This is a genomic window from Mucilaginibacter sp. NFX135, assembly GCF_048565145.1.
In the GTDB taxonomy this organism is placed as follows: domain Bacteria; phylum Bacteroidota; class Bacteroidia; order Sphingobacteriales; family Sphingobacteriaceae; genus Mucilaginibacter.
The window spans coordinates 4876970-4894031 of the sequence record NZ_CP183412.1 but is presented as its reverse complement, the minus strand read 5'-3'; the positions used below and the strand labels follow the sequence as shown (position 1 = coordinate 4894031).

The window sequence follows — 17062 nt, the reverse complement described above, 5'->3', positions numbered from 1 at the left end:
ACCGCTAAATTTTTCACGCAAACGTTTGCCTGTTTTTTTAATTGACAATCCATCAAGATAAGTTCAAAATCAGTGCCCGATTTGAGTAGTGTAAAATTCACAATTTCAATAGCTGTTTTTGGGTTTGTTTTCTATCAGCTGCGACTCAACAATGACATTGTAATAAGCCTGCACTTCGTCTGGCGATTGCTCTTTGCGAGAAAGAAGATCTAATAAAATATCGGCAGCTTTTTGTCCCTGGAGGTAGGGGAACTGTTCAACCGAAGCCACTGGGGCATAATCCATATAATTGATGATGGGCAAATTGGCGTAACTTACAAATTGCAGGTCTTTATCCAGGTTGATACCAAGTGCACGGGCATGTTTTATGGCGTATAAAGACACATAATCATTAAAGGTAACAATAGCCGTAGGTCGGCGTTTGTGCGCAAGTAAACTGTCCAGGGCAGCCCGTGTGCCTTCTTCGGTTAAGTTGCAGCCTACTATTAATGAGGGGTCAAACTTTAACCTGTTCTTTGTCATAGCTTTAATATAGCCTTCCTTGCGTTCGCCGCTGGCCGCCAGCGTGGCCGGTCCGTTAATAAGACCGATACTGCGGTGGCCTTTTTGCAATAAGTAGTTTACAGCTTCAATGCTGCCGGTTTCCATATTGCAGGCCACATAATGGATGTTTTTAAGCGGAGGGATACGATCGAAAAATACAACGGGGATATTAAAGCGCTTCAGCATGTCAAAATGAGCAAATGACGAAGTTGATTTAGCCACTGATATCAACAGACCATCAACACGGGAGTTTTTCATTTTTTCAACCAGCTGTATATCCTTTTCCTCGTTGTCATGTGATTGGGCTATCAAAACGGTATAGTTTCTTTTGTATGCAGTATCCTCAATAGCGCTGATAGCCGCCGAGAAGAAAGCTTCAGACAGCTCAGGAATAATAACACCGATAGTGTAGGTTTTTCCTTTTTGAAAAGATATAGCATTTTGGTTAGGCTCGTAACCCAGTTTCTCGGCCAGTGCCTGCACCTTCAATTGGGTAGTAATACCAATAGTAGGATGTTTGTGCAAGGCTCTTGAAACTGTGGATACAGAAACATTAAGAATTTTAGCTATTTCTTTTATGGTGGCTGGTTTTCCGGTCATTATCAGTTTTAGTAATCATTAAAATTAGTAAAATGCTTTTAAACTGGCAATTTAAGCAAGATGTTTATTAAAAAGTTAGGGGCCCAGGAAGCATGGTAAACAGTTTATTTCCACGCAAACGTTTGTTTCTGGTTACACTTGAAACTGCGATCAGGCAATAAAAAAATCCGGCATGAACATGTCGGATTAAAAATTATGTATAATGATTAAATACGCTCCTGTAAGTTGATCGATACCATATCACCTGCATTTTTACCTATAAGTTTACGTAGGTCGGCTTTGATGGGTAATTTATGTGTACCATCGCCCAGGGCCATAAACGAGCTCTGGAAAGGATGCCCATCAACCGTGGCTTTAATTTTTACCAGGCCACGGGTGCCAAAAAAGCTAACCGAATCCGGCCAGATCAAATAAGTCCAGCCGCCTTTATTAGGGCTTTTCAACAGCGTTGCTGTAAATTGTTTATTTAAAGTGCTCATATTGTATTATTTAAATTGATAATACAAAGTTAATGTGTTGGCCCTGAGAGCGCTGGGGGTAAACACGACTTTTAAAGATAGTTTCGCGACATACTGTGCTTTATATTAATTTAAGCCATGCCTCCGTCGCAGCTTACTACTTTGCCGGTCATGTATTCGTTACCTGCTAAAAACAGGATCACGTTGGCTACCTCATCGGGTTTACCTATACACCCTACAGGGATATCGGTAGCATATTGCTTAAAGGCTTCCTGTTTTCATACTTAACATTTTACCTGCCATGAAAATATGTAATTTAATGATAATCCCTGACAGGCGGGCCATTTTGTACAAATTGGGTTTGATTAGCTTAACGCAAAAGTATCCCATGTCATTAAATAAGGGTTTATGCAATATTAAATATAGATGCAATCGCTTTTATAAATCAAAGTGTTTGAACGTATAAATACTCATTTTTTTCATACGGTATTTATACGCTAAACGGGTTGGATATTTAATGCCAGGTTTGTGCAGCACAGGGAATAAGAAAAATAGGCCGTGAAGACGCAGTCTTTTCTCCTGTTAAGCTTAAAAAAACACCTGCGTTTTTAACCGTACTATTGTGGCAATTTATAATGAGCTTCTTTCTTCCTCACAGGAAATAATCAATATCCAGATCGTTATTGATACTGATGCGATCACTACTGATTATCCAAATCCAAGTAAAGATCCCGCCAATCCAACCGGTTTGCCACATAATTATATGTACATGGTTGCCACCAGGAGTGATGTTATTACCGGTTCAGGAACAGCAAACCTGACCATAAAGGCCAATGTTGGAGACATAATTCGATGGCATGCTGTTTCTGAAAATAGCAATTTCGACTCTGCAGTAGTAATTTACAACTTAAGCCAGTTTGGGGGGACAACCGTATTTAATAATTTAACTTTTAGTGTTTATACCCGGCAAGGTATTTTACCCATTGATTGCGCTACGTTACCGGTAGATTTTTCCACACAGAATTTTTGGTTTAACCAGGCTAATGTGATCAATACCGGAACAGAATACTATACTGTTCAGTTTGCATTATACGTTCGCCAAACCGATTTTGCGGATCCGGTATTGTTTGGCTATTACTACTGGAATCCAACAGTTACGGTGCAAAATTAACTGCCTTATTGGCCACAACAATAAAAACTCAGGTTTACCCGGGCTCTTATTGATTCAATAAAATTTTTAAGGAGGGCTTATTGTAGTTTTCAATTAGAAAGTATTTTCTCGGCTAATCGGGTACCGTCTACCCGGGCTCGGATCTTTGAAAATGCGATGTCTCTTGCGGTAGAAGTATCATCACCAAAAGGTGAAAAACCACAATCATCGGTAGTGCCCAATTGCTGAACAGGAATTACTTGCGTGGCTTCAAGGATCAGGTCGCTGATCTGTTCCGCTGTTTCTACCTTTGGATCAAGCACATTGGTGACCCCTAAAAATACGCGTTGATTTGGTTTCAGATTGGCTTTTATCGATTCAAGAACGGTTTTCTTATCCTTTTCGGCAGCATATTCCAGATAAAAATTACCAGCGTGTAATTTAAATAACAGAGGAAGCAGTTCGGTATAAGGAATATCAGCGCTGTGAGTAGAATCATGATCGCCACCAGGACAAGTATGAATGCCTATTCGTTTTTGCTCTTCGGGGGTAAATTTATCAAGCACCTGGTTGTTTAGATCAATAAAGGCTGAAAGCAGCTGCTTACTTGGATCTAACTTTATAGCCAAACGTGCCTCTGTAAAATCAATTTGCACATTATACGCCCCATTGTTCAAACACGTTCTGATATCATAGGCAGCGTCATTGACCAGGTCTGTTAAAAATTGTTCACGCGAATAGCCATCAATATCATCCTGCGGATAAAGCAAACTCATGGCCGAGCAGGAAATAACCGCCTGTTTTATAGGAAGGGACGAAAATTGTTTGGCTTTTTGCAGGTATGAATTAGCAAAGGTGGTATAGTGAAAGGGGCCTGCGGTAAGTTTAGGTAATTGCCGGGTATGGCCGTCGGCAAAAGGAATGATCACGCCATCGGGGGCAAAATTTTTAAAACCTTGCAAAGGATAAGTAACAAAGCTTGGTTTAGACTGTTCGCCATCAGAAATTATGGGCGAACCTGTGGTTTCCAATTCTTTGATCGTTTCCTGAGTAGCCTGGTCAAATAATTTGTTTAATTCTTCAGCTTTAATTTGTCCTGCCCCAAAGGCAGTCATAGCCTGCTGCAAATAGGCGGGACGGGGAATGCTCCCAATTGGTTCTGTTAAGATCTTCATAGTTTGGTTTAAGATTGTTCATAAAGTTAATTTTTTTAGGTATTGCCACACAGGGAATTGTATAATAAATTATTGCAACGTTTAAGCCAGGACTTTGGCTAAGCAATAAGATTATTATTATTAGCCCTTGAATAAACTTTACAACAAAGTAAAATATGCCCCATTATTTGGGTTTTGAAGATTCGGCACACTTTGGCAGGTTTTTCAAAAAGCACATCTTATTTTCGATTCCGATTCTAAAAACTTAACTCTATTTCTGGTAGCCGATCAAGAAATTACCCGTAGCAAGTGTTTACCATTGAGCGACTTGACCGCATCCTCAAAATCAAATAAGGGTATAAGGTTCTATTTGTAATTAGCAGCACTTCACCTTTAACTCTGTATTAAAGGCTATAAAGTTATTGCTACCTTCTTTACCTTAAAAGAACACTCGCTGATCTGCCTGGCATAAAGAAGCGTAATTATAAATGGCTCAAAAATACTTTTCTATGCCATCACACTACTATTTTCCACCTTTCTATAATCGGATGGAAGCATATTAAATTTCTCTTTAAACGATCGGGAAAAATAATGCGGTGTAGCAAAACCCGCTTCATAGGCTATTTGTGTAACAGTCATATCACTCTTCAGAAGCAATATTGCGGCCCGGTCGAGTTTATATGAGCGGATAAATTCAACGGGGGGAAGACCGGTAAGTTCAAATATTTTGGTGTAAAGTGCTCCCCGGCTCATCGCCAAATGTTCGCTGAGATCTACAACGGAAAACTTTGGATTATTTAAGTTGTTGTCTATATAATTGACTACCTTTTTTAAAAATTTTTCTCCGCTCGACGCCACCTCCATGTCCGCATGAATAACTTTTAATTGCTTTTTGTAGGTGTTTTTAAGCATGGCATTGAGATGTAAAAGATTTTTGATCTTGACATTTAAAATTTCAAAATTAAAGGGTTTGGTCAAATAATCGTTTGCTCCTGATTCGAGTCCTCTCAGCTGCTCATCTTCGCCTGTGCAGGCGGTAAGCATGATCAATGGAATGTGGCTGGTACGTTTATCGGCTTTTATTTTCCTGCTCAGCGTAATGCCATTCATAAATGGCATAGTTATATCGCTAATAATCAAATCCGGATGGCATGATAGCGTTTTATCCCAACCCTCTATGCCATTTGAAGCCTCAACAATTTTATATTGGGTCATTAAACTATCTTTAACATAATAACGAAATTCATCGTTATCTTCCACAATAAGCAGCACCGGCATGTCTGTAATTGTCTGCGCAATATTTCTTTTAATATGGATATCTTTTTCTTCAACATCTGTTTTAACCGGCAGCTGAATTTCCATTGACCGGTTAGCAAAAACTTCAAGAGGAATTAACACAGTGAAATCTGAACCTTTTCCTAATTCACTTTCAACAGTAATGCTGCCACCGTGCATTTCGATAAACTCTTTAGTGATAGAAAGACCGATTCCGCTTCCAGGATTTACGTTTACTATATTAGGATTCCCTGCCTGATAAAACCGTTTAAATATTAAATGTTTTCTCTCCGGGTCAATGCCAATACCGGTGTCAGTTATTTTAAATTCCAACACCGTTTTATCTATGTTGGATGTGGGATGCCTGGTAATATTTACAGAAACACTCCCTCCGGGTAATGTAAATTTGAAAGCGTTGGAGAGCAGGTTAAATAAAATACGCTCTACCTTGTCATGATCAAACCGTACGAACAATTTTTCCTGAGGCGCTATATAATTAAAAGTGATGTTTCTCGATTCTGACAAATCATGAAAAGAATCTACAACGTCACTTATGAATGAAATTATTTCACCTTCTGTTAGGCTAAGCTTTAATTCTTGCTCTTCTAATTTGCGGAAATCTAAAAGTTGATTCACCAAATTCAACAACCGCCGTGCATTTCGCCGTATCACTGCCAATTGGCCTATGGTTTGCTCGTCCTTGTGTTCTGTTAATAACTTATCTGCAGGTGCCATGATCAGTGAGATTGGTGTGCGGAATTCATGACTCAGGTTAGTAAGAAATTTAATCTTAAGTAAGTCAAGTTCATGTAGTCGTTCCGCTTCCTTTCTTTCCTGTTCAAGCGCAAGTTTGCTTTTTAATTTTTTTATGCCTCGATGGCGGATGAACAGAAGGGCGCCTGCAGCCATCAGTGCATATAGCAAATAGGCATACCAGGTCATCCATATCGGGGGATGAATCACGATGCGGATTTGTGTACCCACGTTGTTCCATATTCCATCGTTATTGCAGGCCCGCACTACAAACAGGTATTCTCCCGGGTCTAAATTGGTGTAATACGCAGTCGTAGCCGAACCTACATAATTCCAGCTTTTATTGAACGATTTAAGAATGTAGGCGTACCTGTTCCGCTGGGGAAGCGTAAAATTAATTGCAGAATAACTGATTGAAAAATTTTCCTTGTAATTCAGGTCAATCTGCTTCGCTACTGAAATATCTTGCTTAAGTGGCGAGTTACTGCCAGATAATATTATGTTATTATTTACTTTAAGGGTGGTTAAAAATACCGGAGGGGCATTGTTATTACTTTTTACATCCTGTTGCGGATCAATGTAATTAAAGCCCTTGGCACCGCCAAAGAAAAGCAGGCCTTTAGTTGACCGGAGGCCTGATCCATCAATGAACGCGTCATTTTGCAACCCATTGCAGGAAGAATAATGAGTGAACTTTTTTGACGCCGCATTAAGCATACATATTCCTTTGTCAGTACTTAGCCATATATTGCCGTTATAGTCCTCCAGCAGTTTGTGCACTACCCCATCTGGCAGTTCATCTGGTGCGGAATAATTAACCAATTTTTTTTTGTTGTGATTAAAGCAATATAGCCCATCCCCCGCAGTGCCAATCCACATATTGCCATTATGGTCCTGCAACAGCGAAAATGTGCGATCGATCGCCATTCCGGTATTCTTATCATTATACACCCGGAACTTTTGAGTTGCAGGGTTTAAAACGGCTATTCCACTGCCATAGGTGCCAATCCAAATATTTCCCTCATCATCCTCTTCAATAGCTCTGATAAAACCATTAACAGGCAGCTGCCTTTCGCCGGGTGAGGTTGGAGTTGATACGTACTTTAAAAAGGTTTTTTTATCAGGGTCAAATACATTAATTCCACCGCCGTTGGTTCCTATCCAGATCCTGCCCTTGCTGCTTTCCTTCAAACAAAAAATTTCGTTGTGGTTTATATGTGCGTCATCTTTTCCAGCATTTAATTGTTGGTACTCGCCAGTTTTTGTATTGTAAATGAACAGGCCATGCTGAAAAGTGCCGATCCAAAGTTGTTGATTGCGGTCAAGCATCATACTTAATATAGGAAGGCCGGCAGAATTACTTTTCGTTTTAGATTTTATAGCAATATGGCTGAATAAACCGCTCCTGATATGAAAAAGATTCAAGCCTCCGCCGTCTGTACCAACAAACAGATCTCCGTCCTTGTTCTCGGCAAATGATGAAACGAAAGGGGCGCTTAGTCCGGCAGGATCATAAGCATTATTTTGCTTTGAATTAAATAGAGTAAGGTTTCTGTCATACTTATCCACACCTCCCTGGTAAGTGCCAAGCCAATAAATTCCCTGAGGATCATTATAAATGCAGCGGATAGATTTGCTGCTTACGCTGAATTTATCCCTGTCGTCGTGGTTATATCGTTTTGCCTTTCCAGATACCGGATCTAAAATATTCAAACCACCTTCGGTGCCTACCCAAATTTTATTACCGTTTGCGGCTATGCTATAAATAAGGTTGCCGCTTATTGTACTATCATCACTGGGTTGGTATTTGAAATTTCTAAAAGTTTTTAAATCAGGCGACAAACAGCTTAGTCCATCATTAGTTCCTATCCATAATCTGTGCTGACATTCGGCTATGGTATTTATTCCCTCATTTGGGATACTTAAGGGGTCGTTGTTTTTATGTTTAAAGGCAATAAAGTTGTTTGAGCCCTCATTATAAAGATAGAGGCCTTTATCCGTACCAATCCACATTCGGCTCTGGCTATCTCTGAAGATGGATAATATGATACCCGAACGGAGTTGCCCGGGTTTGTGCTCGTCTGTCTTGTAAAATATTTCTTTTTTTGTTTTGGGGTCAAGTACGCACAGGCCTTCTATCATACCAATCCAAAGGCGGCCATGGTTATCACCGTAGATAGATTTTATATAGCTGTTTGCAAGACGTCCATCTGCGGAACGCTCCTGATAGGGCCGAAATTGGTCCTGAGAGCGGTCGAGATAGTATAAGCCGCCCCCCATTGTAGCTACCCAAAACTGTCCTGCTTCATCCTCATACATGCTGCTCACTTCTTTGGAGTGATAGCCTGATTTGTCTGCCGGATCAAAGCGGTATGTCTTATGCTCCATACCGTCAAATCTGTCAAGCCCATCGGCGGTTGCAAACCATAAAAATCCGTAACGGTCCTTTATGATCGCATTAATCGTATTCGAGAGCAAACCGTCGTGAGATGTCATTACAGTAAATCGGATGGCCTGCCCGCTACATGGAATAGTGATACTGAGTGATATCGTTAATATAATTAAAAACAACCAGGTAACCGTAGTTCGCTTAAATGATAAGGGAGTATTTAACATATCAGATGCCATTACTTTTTAAAAATTGTACACACATCCGCTTGTTAACAGATAAGTGTACTGATAAAATAAATTTTCGAAAAATGAGGTTTATAACGGTGCGGATTCAAGCATTTAGTGAAATCGCACAATGTAAATTTAAGCGATAAATTGATAATAAACAATCGATTGCGTAATAATAATGTTACCAGTCGAATGTTTTAAGCTCTCCATTTCAACCAAAGTGTTGATTTCTTCAACATTTGTGGCACACCAAGTTCTATTTACAAAATACTTTTGGTCAAAATTTAATGAACAATTGTTGGAGTATGTGGCATTGAAAGGCAACTAAATCGACGTTCATGCGGCGGTTGGGTAGAATAATACAGAAAACAATTTAAACGAATAAGTGAAATTTCTGGAAAGCTTGATGGCCACAATACCGCTAAATGAAACAGACAGCGGTTTTAAAACATTCGGCGGGCGAGTTAATCTTTATTAAACCACAATTTGAGTATGAAAAAAATAGTGTTATTGTATGTAATAGTTGCCTTGCTGCCTGCCTGGGCAAATAGTCAAAGTCAGAAAGCTTTAAAAAAAATGCCGGTTAAAGGCGCTTTTGCTTCCGGCATTTATCCTGATCTTTTTCATGAAGCGGGATATAGCAAAGGTGATATAAATATTAAAGTGGCGAAAGCTTACCATGATCTGTTTGAAGGCCCCAATAAGGTTTATTTCGAGGTAGGCGATTCAATGGCCTATGTGTCTGATGTAAAAAATCACGATGCCAGAACAGAAGGTCTTTCATATGGTATGATGATCGCTGTGCAGCTTGATAAAAAAGATGTTTTTGACCGTATATGGCGGTGGTCAAAAAAATATCTTCAACACCAGGACGGGCCAAGCAAAGGATATTTTGCCTGGAGCATTAATCCTCAAACGATGAAGCATAATTCGGAAGGTTCGGCATCTGACGGAGAATTATACTATATCACCGACCTTCTTTTTGCCTCTAACCGGTGGGGAAATAACACAGGCATTAATTATTATGACGAGGCCAGGATAATACTGGATGCGATGTGGAAAAAAGATGGTACCGGGAACGTTCATCCTTTAATAAACCTTGCGGCGAAACAAATTTCCTTTGTGCCCGAAGGCGCCGGGTATGAATGGACAGATCCATCCTATGACTTACCTGCATTTTACGAGGTGTGGGCGCTTTATGCAAAAGACGGTCATGAACAATTTTACCGGGATTGTGCAGATACAGCAAGAGTGTTTTTACATAGGGCCTGCGACCCTGTTACAGCACTTAATCCTGACAATACTCATTTTAATGGTAAGGCACTCGGAGGGAGCCGGTTGCCGCCAGCTTTTCGTTTCGACTCCTGGCGCGTGCCCATGAATATTGCAATGGATTATGTGTGGTTTGGCAAGGACAAAAAGTGGCAGCAAAATTATGCAAAGCGTCTTCAAAACTTTTTACGATCAAAGGGAATAAACGATTTTGAAGATCAGTTTAATATAGATGGATCCACGCCTGCCTTTATTCTACCCGCAGGAGGAGTTAGGAAGTTAAGGCATTCATTAGGATTGGTGGCCACCTCTGCGGCGGCCTCGCTCATGATCACAGATAATACAAAATTCGATTTTGTGCGGCCTCTTTGGAACGCTAAGCTTGAGCCTTATGCAGATGGATATTTCGATCCGTATTATGACGGCTTGTTATATTTATTCAGCCTGATGCACCTAAGCGGCAAATACCAGCTTATACAACCACAAACCAATTGACAATTTATTTACCTATCAACAATATTAACAATGAACAAACTACAACATATTAACCAAATTTTGTTTGCGGTATGCACCTTTCTTTTGTTTAACATACCAGCTTATTCACAAGATATAATTCACCAGGCACGAGCAGGTTTTGATGTATTTCGTGCAGATATTCCACATGGCAAAATTGACACCATTACTTATCAATCAAAAACCGTAGGCAATACCCGCCGTGCGCTTATTTACACGCCTCCCGGATATTCTAAAAGTAAAAAATACCCTGTATTGTATCTTTTGCATGGTATTGGTGGTGACGAAAAAGAATGGTATAACGGTGCCAGCCCCCAGGTGATATTGGATAACCTATATGCGGACGGTAAAATTGTACCCATGATAGTAGTGTTGCCTAATGGCAGGGCTATAAAGGACGACCATGCTACTGGAAATATTATGGCACCCGATAAGGTGCAGGGATTTGCCGTTTTTGAAAAAGATTTGCTGAACGATCTGATACCCTTTATTGATAGTAAGTACCGCGTATATACTGATAAGGATCACAGGGCGGTGGCTGGCCTTTCAATGGGAGGCGGGCAATCATTAAATTTCGGCCTGGGAAACCTTGATGTATTTTCATGGGTTGGTAGTTTCTCCGCAGCACCCAATACTAAAAAAACCGAAGAATTGGTTCCTAACCCCGATGCGGCAAAAAGTAAACTGAAATTACTTTGGATATCCTGTGGATCAAGCGATGGGTTAATTGCATTCAGCAAACGAACTCATGATTACCTGGTAGAAAAAAACGTGCCGCATATCTATTATATAGAACCCGGTGTTCATAACTTTAAAGTTTGGAAAAACGGCTTATATATGTTTTCACAACTGATTTTTAAGCCGGTAAATGTTTCAACATTTCCCCAATATTCTTATAACGAAGTAGGTATACCGGCGTCTACTAATATTCCGGGGGTAAAGTACCCACAAATATTTCCAGACAATACAGTTTTTTTTCGTGTAAAAGCACCGGATGCAAAGAGCATTCAGATTGACTTGCTGAAAAAATACCCAATGACTAAAGACACCGGGGGGTATTGGACAGTAACTACCGACCCAATTGTATTAGGATTCCATTACTATTCTTTGATAATTGATGGTGTATCCGTTGTCGACCCGGCCAGTCAAACTTTTTATGGTATGGGGAGAATGGCAAGCGGTATCGATATTCCTGATCCGGAGGGTGATTTTTATGCTGTTAAGGATGTGCCTCACGGTGAGGTGCGTTCAGTAAACTACTACTCTAACATAACAAAGGCATGGAGACGGGCAAACGTATACACGCCCCCTGGTTATGATATGCAAACCGAAAAGAGATATCCGGTACTTTACTTACAGCATGGTTCGGGCGAAGACGAAACCGGCTGGCCTGCACAAGGTAAAATGAATTTTATAATGGACAACCTGTTTGCCGTGAAACAGGCAACGCCTATGATAGTTGTTATGGATAGGGGGTATGCTACAGATCCAACACAACCTGTAACCAGCACGCCCCGGGGAATGAGCATGGCAGGCAATGTTTTTCCGGATGTGCTCGTAAAAGAAATTATACCGATGATTGACGCAAAATTCAGAACGCTTGCTGATCGCGACCACCGTGCTATGGCAGGGCTTTCAATGGGAGGGTTTCAAACTTTTCAGACTACCATGACCAACCTTGACAAGTTTGCCTACGTGGGAGGTTTTAGCGGCGCGGGCTTTATGCAGCCGGGAACTGATATAACTAAAATGTACAATGGTGTATTTGCCGATGCAAATGCTTTTAACAAAAAGGTTAAAGTGCTTTATTTAAGTGTCGGAACTACCGAACCGGAAAGAATGCAAACCACCGTAAAAGGATTTCATGAGGCGCTTGAAAAAGCAGGCATTAAGCAGGTATTTTACGAATCGCCGGGTACTGCACACGAGTGGCAATCATGGAGGCGCTCCTTAAATCAGTTTGCAAGCCTGATATTCAAAAATTGAGTTCAAGCATGAAAATGAAGTTTAGATTCATGACAGTGGCATGCTTCACGTTATTGAGCCTGAAAAGTTTTTCGCAAGACAAGAATTTTTACATATTTATTTGCTTTGGCCAATCAAATATGGAAGGCAATGCAAAAATTGAAGCCGAGGATACTACTGCCGTTGATAGCAGGTTTCGGATGCTGCAGGCTGTCGATTGTGCAGACAGAGGCCGGGTAAAAGATAATTGGTACACAGCCATACCGCCATTGACGAGGTGCAAGACGGGCTTAACCCCGGCAGATTATTTCGGCCGGACTTTGGTGGCTAACCTACCTGAAAAAATAAAGGTAGGTATAATAAATGTTTCTGTCGCTGGTGCCAAAATCGAAGTTTTTGAAAAGGATAGTTATCAATCATATCTTGCAACGGCTCCCGGCTGGATGAAAGGTATAGTTGCTGAATATGGCGGAAATCCATACGCAAGGTTGATAGAGCTGGCCAGATTAGCTCAAAAGTCAGGCATAATTAAAGGGGTTTTATTACACCAGGGAGAATCGAACACTAACGATACGCTATGGACAAGAAAAGTAAAGGGGATTTATGATAATCTGATGAGGGATTTAAACCTGAAACCTAAAAAAGTGCCTTTACTTGCAGGCGAGGTAGTAAATGCAGACCAGGGTGGTGTTTGCGCTATGATGAATAAAATTATTGCAACTTTACCTCAAACAGTTGCTAATTCATACGTTATTTCTTCAGCAGGTTGCGCCTGCTCTTCCGATCATTTGCATTTTACTGCTGATGGGTATAGGTTATTAGGAAAACGATACGGCGATGCGATGCTTTCCTTGTTGGGTTACAAGCATAAAAAAACCACTAAACTTTAACCAGTTAAAGATGTGCAATGCTTAACGATGTAAACACAATAAGATTTTCAATAAAAACATTAACGATCTATGAATTTTTCGACTGTCAATAAAAAAAATGATCGGGGCATCCCGCTTCGGGTAATTGTTTTTATTATTTTATTGTTTGTTCAATGTACACCAAAACATCAGGTGGCTTCATCATCCCAGGCAGGTACAATAGCCGGTCATCCGGATAAGGGTTTAAAAGATTATTATAAAAACTATTTTCCAATTGGTGTAGCGGTTAGCATGGCTTCGTTACATGGCCCTGATTCCGCATTAATTATCAAAGAATTTAACAGTATAACGCCCGAGAATGATATGAAGATGGGACTGATTCATCCGTCGGAAGGTATTTATCATTGGGAAAATGCAGACAAAATTGTTGATTTTGCAGTGAGCCATCATATTAAAATACGAGGGCACAACTTATGCTGGCACAATCAGGAAGCTGCATGGATGTTTAAGGGGCCAAACGGAGAGCCGGTTACCAAAGAATTGCTGCTACAGCGTTTGAGGGATCATATTTTTGCTGTAGCAGGGAGATATAAGGGGAAAATTTATGCCTGGGATGTGGTTAACGAAGCAGTTGACGACAGCAATGATACAACGCAGGTATATCGTAAAAGCAACTGGTACAATATATGCAATGGTCCCGACTTTATAGCCGCCGCCTTTAAATATGCGCATGAAGCCGATCCACAGGCCAAGCTATACTATAATGATTATAACAGTGAACATCCGGTAAAGAGAGAAAAAATATATAAATTGTTAAAAAAATTGATTGAGGACCACGTGCCGATTGATGGAGTGGGCATGCAGGCGCACTGGAAGTTGAATGATCCATCGCCCGATGAATTGCGTAAGGCTTTGGACGAAGTAGCTTCGTTAGGTTTAAAGGTACAATTTACCGAATTGGATATTACTGTACGCCTACCACAATCAACACCTTCGCCCGGAACAACGCCGCAAGGTGCTGGCCAGGGTTATACGCCAGAATTGGAAGCCAGGCAAATAGCGCAATACAAAATGGTGTTCGATATTTTCCGTCAATATAAAAAGTTTATAACAAATGTTACTTTTTGGAATGTGTCTGACAGATATAGCTGGTTGGACGGAAGAGGTGGCGGATTAATGGGCGGAGCTGCGGCAGGCTTAAATACGCCCCGCACGGTTATCAAAGCGTATCCCTTATTGTTTGACGAAAACAGGCAACGCAAAAACGCTTACTGGTCTGTGGTGAATTTTTAGTCGCGTTTTACTATACAGTGTGATAAAATAAAAGATATATAATTGCGGTACGATAAGATTACGTATTACAAACCAAAGAATATGACAGGATTAGTTAATAAAATAATGTGCCTATGTACTGTGACGTTATTGATCTTTTCATCAGTGGAAGCTCAACAAAAAAGTTATACCGCTAAAAAAAACAGCGTATCTGATGGCTCGGGGCGATATAAATTATGGTATAATCAACCAGCTAAAAACTGGAATGAGGCCCTTCCTCTTGGAAATGGTTTTATTGGAGGGATGGTGTTTGGCGACGTAAACAATGAACGTATTCAACTCAATGAATCAACTATATGGGGAGGAGGCCCCAACAATACGATCGATTCAAATGCAAGGCCATACATTAATCAGGTAAGACAGCTGCTCGCAAAGAAAAAGTATGCCGAAGCGCAGGAATTAGCTAACAGTAAACTTGGGCCAAAGGGTAATAGTGGCATGCCATACCAACTGGCAGGTAATTTATATCTCAGCTTTCCTGAAACGGGTACAGTTGGCAATTATTATCGCGATCTGGATATCGCGAATGCCAAAGCTACAGTAAAGTATACTTTAAACGGAGTTAACTATAAAAGAGAGTTTTTTACGTCGTTCGGCGCAAACGTGTTCATGGTAAGGCTTACGGCCGATAAGCCAGGCATGATTAACTGTAAGTTAAAACTTCAAAGTCCTCTTAAAACTTCAGTCGCCATAAACGATGAAAAAACACTAGTTTTATCTGGCCAGGGCAGTGAACACGAAGGACAAAAGGGGCAAATCAAATTCAATGTGCTCACCAGGGTTAAAAATTCCAGAGGCACAAACGTTGCAGATACTTCGGGCATTACCATCGCCAATGTAGATACAGCTGTGATCTATCTTTCTATAGCCACCAATTTTATCAACTATCATGATGTTTCAGCAAATTCCATGCTTAGGGCAAAAAATATTTTAAATAAGGCCTACCAGCACGGTTTCGATGAATTGTTAAGTAAAAGTACCAGATATTATCGCTCGTATTTTGATAGAGTTAAACTTGATCTTGGTATAGATAGCGCTGCAAAACAGCCCACAGACATCCGTATCCGAAATTTTTCTAATAATAATGATAAACAATTAGCCGAGTTATATTTTCAATACGGTCGCTATCTGTTAATTTGCTCATCTCAACCGGGATCGCAGCCAGCCAATTTACAAGGTATCTGGAACGGCGAACTTAAGGGTCCTTGGGACAGTAAGTATACGATTAACATAAATACCGAAATGAATTACTGGCCAAGTGAGGTAACCCAGTTAGCAGAATTAAGCACCCCGCTTTTTAATATGATCAGCGATTTATCTGTTACAGGCACGCCAACCGCAAAAATAATGTACGGAGCACGTGGATGGGCATTACATCATAATACAGATATTTGGCGCATAACCGGTGTTGTAGACGGTGCTTTCTGGGGGTTGTGGCCAACCTCAAATGCATGGCTTTGCCAACATCTGTGGGAACATTATTTATACTCGGGCGATAAGAAATTTTTAAGACAATATTATCCGATAATTAAAGCTGCTGCCGAGTATTACATTGATGCCCTTCAAAAAGAACCTGAACATGGCTGGCTGGTAGTGTCACCCTCAATTTCGCCCGAGCACGAATATATCGATGGAAAAAACCAGGTTTCTGTCACTGCCGGTGCCACTATGGATAACCAGTTAGTTTATGGCTTATTTACTGATGCCATAAGAACTGCAGCCGAATTAAATATTGACAAGGTATTTGCAGATAGCCTCGCCATGTATCGCAGTCAATTGCCTCCAATGCAAATTGGAAGATATGGACAGTTACAGGAGTGGTTGGAAGATCTTGATCGTACGGATGATCATCATCGCCATGTTTCTCATCTATACGGCTTGTTTCCAGGAAACCAGATATCTCCTTTTACGCAGCCGCAACTTTTTGCCGCAGTAAAAAACTCGCTTATTTATCGTGGTGATGTATCAACCGGCTGGTCCATGGCTTGGAAGATCAATCTATGGGCACGTTTATTGGATGGCAATCACGCTTACAAGCTTATTAAAGATCAAATAAAGCCTATAAGCGCGAATTCGGGCGGCACTTATCCTAATTTATTCGATGCTCATCCTCCGTTTCAGATTGATGGAAATTTTGGCTGTACTTCCGGTATAGCAGAAATGCTTTTGCAAAGTCATGATGGTGCAATTTACCTATTGCCGGCGCTGCCTGATGAATGGAAGGATGGCAGTATATCAGGATTAATGGCAAGGGGTGGTTTTAAAATTGATATGAAATGGGTCAACCACAAAATTATTAAATTGGTTATACATTCTTCGCTTGGCGGAAACTGCCGTCTGCGTGTTAATCAACAGATTGGCAGCAAATTGCTAACCGCAGCAAGTGGCATAAATAAAAACCACTTTTACCAGGTAATGGATTTAAAACAACCGATTGTTAAAAGTGCCGATAAAAATATTACAGCTAAGCTGACAAAATCCTGGGTATATGATATTCAGACACGTCCCGGCGAAACGGTTATTATTAACAATTGAAATCAGGAATTAACAAGCACGGAA

General features: G+C 40.6%; 11 protein-coding genes and 1 pseudogene. 7 read left to right on the top strand and 5 right to left on the bottom strand.

Going from position 1 to position 17062, the window contains the following annotated elements; translation table 11 throughout:
* Window positions 1-105: 105 nt before the first annotated feature.
* The 3 genes and pseudogenes from ACNURT_RS20410 to ACNURT_RS20400 all read right to left on the bottom strand — a co-directional run.
* Window positions 106-1143 carry a LacI family DNA-binding transcriptional regulator gene (locus ACNURT_RS20410; RefSeq protein ID WP_419699297.1) on the bottom strand — a complete coding sequence of 346 codons (1038 nt, stop codon included), beginning with the start codon at window positions 1141-1143 and terminating at the stop codon, window positions 106-108.
* A gap of 206 nt (window positions 1144-1349) precedes the next feature.
* Window positions 1350-1622, bottom strand: a complete 273-nt coding sequence (locus tag ACNURT_RS20405) for a DUF1905 domain-containing protein (protein ID WP_419699296.1) — start codon at window positions 1620-1622, stop codon at window positions 1350-1352.
* Window positions 1623-1732: 110 nt separating this feature from the next.
* Window positions 1733-1861: pseudogene (locus tag ACNURT_RS20400) on the bottom strand (SDR family oxidoreductase); the annotation flags it as partial.
* 362 nt (window positions 1862-2223) lie between these two features.
* Here ACNURT_RS20400 and ACNURT_RS20395 point away from each other — a divergent pair.
* A complete protein-coding gene (locus ACNURT_RS20395; protein WP_370996084.1) occupies window positions 2224-2772 on the top strand; it encodes an inclusion body family protein in 549 nt (182 codons plus the stop codon).
* An 89-nt stretch (window positions 2773-2861) separates the two neighbouring features.
* Here the strand turns inward: ACNURT_RS20395 and ACNURT_RS20390 are convergent, their stop codons facing one another.
* Window positions 2862-3926: a cobalamin-independent methionine synthase II family protein gene (locus ACNURT_RS20390; protein WP_419699295.1), complete on the bottom strand. Its 1065-nt coding sequence runs from the start codon at window positions 3924-3926 to the stop codon at window positions 2862-2864.
* Between the two features lie 486 nt (window positions 3927-4412).
* Window positions 4413-8429 carry a hybrid sensor histidine kinase/response regulator transcription factor gene (locus tag ACNURT_RS20385; RefSeq protein WP_419699294.1) on the bottom strand — a complete coding sequence of 1339 codons (4017 nt, stop codon included), beginning with the start codon at window positions 8427-8429 and terminating at the stop codon, window positions 4413-4415.
* A 13-nt stretch (window positions 8430-8442) separates the two neighbouring features.
* Between ACNURT_RS20385 and ACNURT_RS20380 the strand changes: the two genes are divergently transcribed.
* From ACNURT_RS20380 to ACNURT_RS20355, 6 genes are all read left to right on the top strand, one after another.
* Window positions 8443-8571, top strand: a complete 129-nt coding sequence (locus ACNURT_RS20380; protein ID WP_370996087.1) for a hypothetical protein — start codon at window positions 8443-8445, stop codon at window positions 8569-8571.
* Window positions 8572-9044: 473 nt separating this feature from the next.
* Window positions 9045-10319, top strand: coding sequence for a glycosyl hydrolase family 8 (locus ACNURT_RS20375; protein WP_419699293.1), 1275 nt, complete (start codon window positions 9045-9047; stop codon window positions 10317-10319).
* Window positions 10320-10349: 30 nt separating this feature from the next.
* A complete protein-coding gene (locus tag ACNURT_RS20370) occupies window positions 10350-12323 on the top strand; it encodes an alpha/beta hydrolase-fold protein (RefSeq protein ID WP_419699292.1) in 1974 nt (657 codons plus the stop codon).
* An 8-nt stretch (window positions 12324-12331) separates the two neighbouring features.
* A complete protein-coding gene (locus ACNURT_RS20365) occupies window positions 12332-13192 on the top strand; it encodes a sialate O-acetylesterase (RefSeq protein ID WP_419699291.1) in 861 nt (286 codons plus the stop codon).
* Window positions 13193-13261: 69 nt separating this feature from the next.
* Window positions 13262-14464 (top strand): endo-1,4-beta-xylanase, encoded by a 1203-nt coding sequence (locus ACNURT_RS20360; RefSeq protein WP_419699290.1) that lies wholly within the window; start codon window positions 13262-13264, stop codon window positions 14462-14464.
* A 144-nt stretch (window positions 14465-14608) separates the two neighbouring features.
* A complete protein-coding gene (locus ACNURT_RS20355) occupies window positions 14609-17038 on the top strand; it encodes a glycosyl hydrolase family 95 catalytic domain-containing protein (protein ID WP_419699289.1) in 2430 nt (809 codons plus the stop codon).
* Window positions 17039-17062: the final 24 nt, after the last annotated feature.

Excerpts from the sequence above, each read along its gene's own strand:
- ACNURT_RS20360 (WP_419699290.1), top strand. The coding sequence starts at position 13,262 with ATGAATTTTTCGACTGTCAATAAAAAAAATGATCGGGGCATCCCGCTT.
- ACNURT_RS20375 (WP_419699293.1), top strand. The coding sequence starts at position 9,045 with ATGAAAAAAATAGTGTTATTGTATGTAATAGTTGCCTTGCTGCCTGCC.
- ACNURT_RS20405 (WP_419699296.1), bottom strand. The coding sequence starts at position 1,622 with ATGAGCACTTTAAATAAACAATTTACAGCAACGCTGTTGAAAAGCCCT.
- ACNURT_RS20365 (WP_419699291.1), top strand. The coding sequence starts at position 12,332 with ATGAAAATGAAGTTTAGATTCATGACAGTGGCATGCTTCACGTTATTG.
- ACNURT_RS20380 (WP_370996087.1), top strand. The coding sequence starts at position 8,443 with ATGGCCTGCCCGCTACATGGAATAGTGATACTGAGTGATATCGTTAAT.
- ACNURT_RS20385 (WP_419699294.1), bottom strand. The coding sequence starts at position 8,429 with ATGACATCTCACGACGGTTTGCTCTCGAATACGATTAATGCGATCATA.
- ACNURT_RS20370 (WP_419699292.1), top strand. The coding sequence starts at position 10,350 with ATGAACAAACTACAACATATTAACCAAATTTTGTTTGCGGTATGCACC.
- ACNURT_RS20410 (WP_419699297.1), bottom strand. The coding sequence starts at position 1,143 with ATGACCGGAAAACCAGCCACCATAAAAGAAATAGCTAAAATTCTTAAT.
- ACNURT_RS20390 (WP_419699295.1), bottom strand. The coding sequence starts at position 3,926 with ATGAAGATCTTAACAGAACCAATTGGGAGCATTCCCCGTCCCGCCTAT.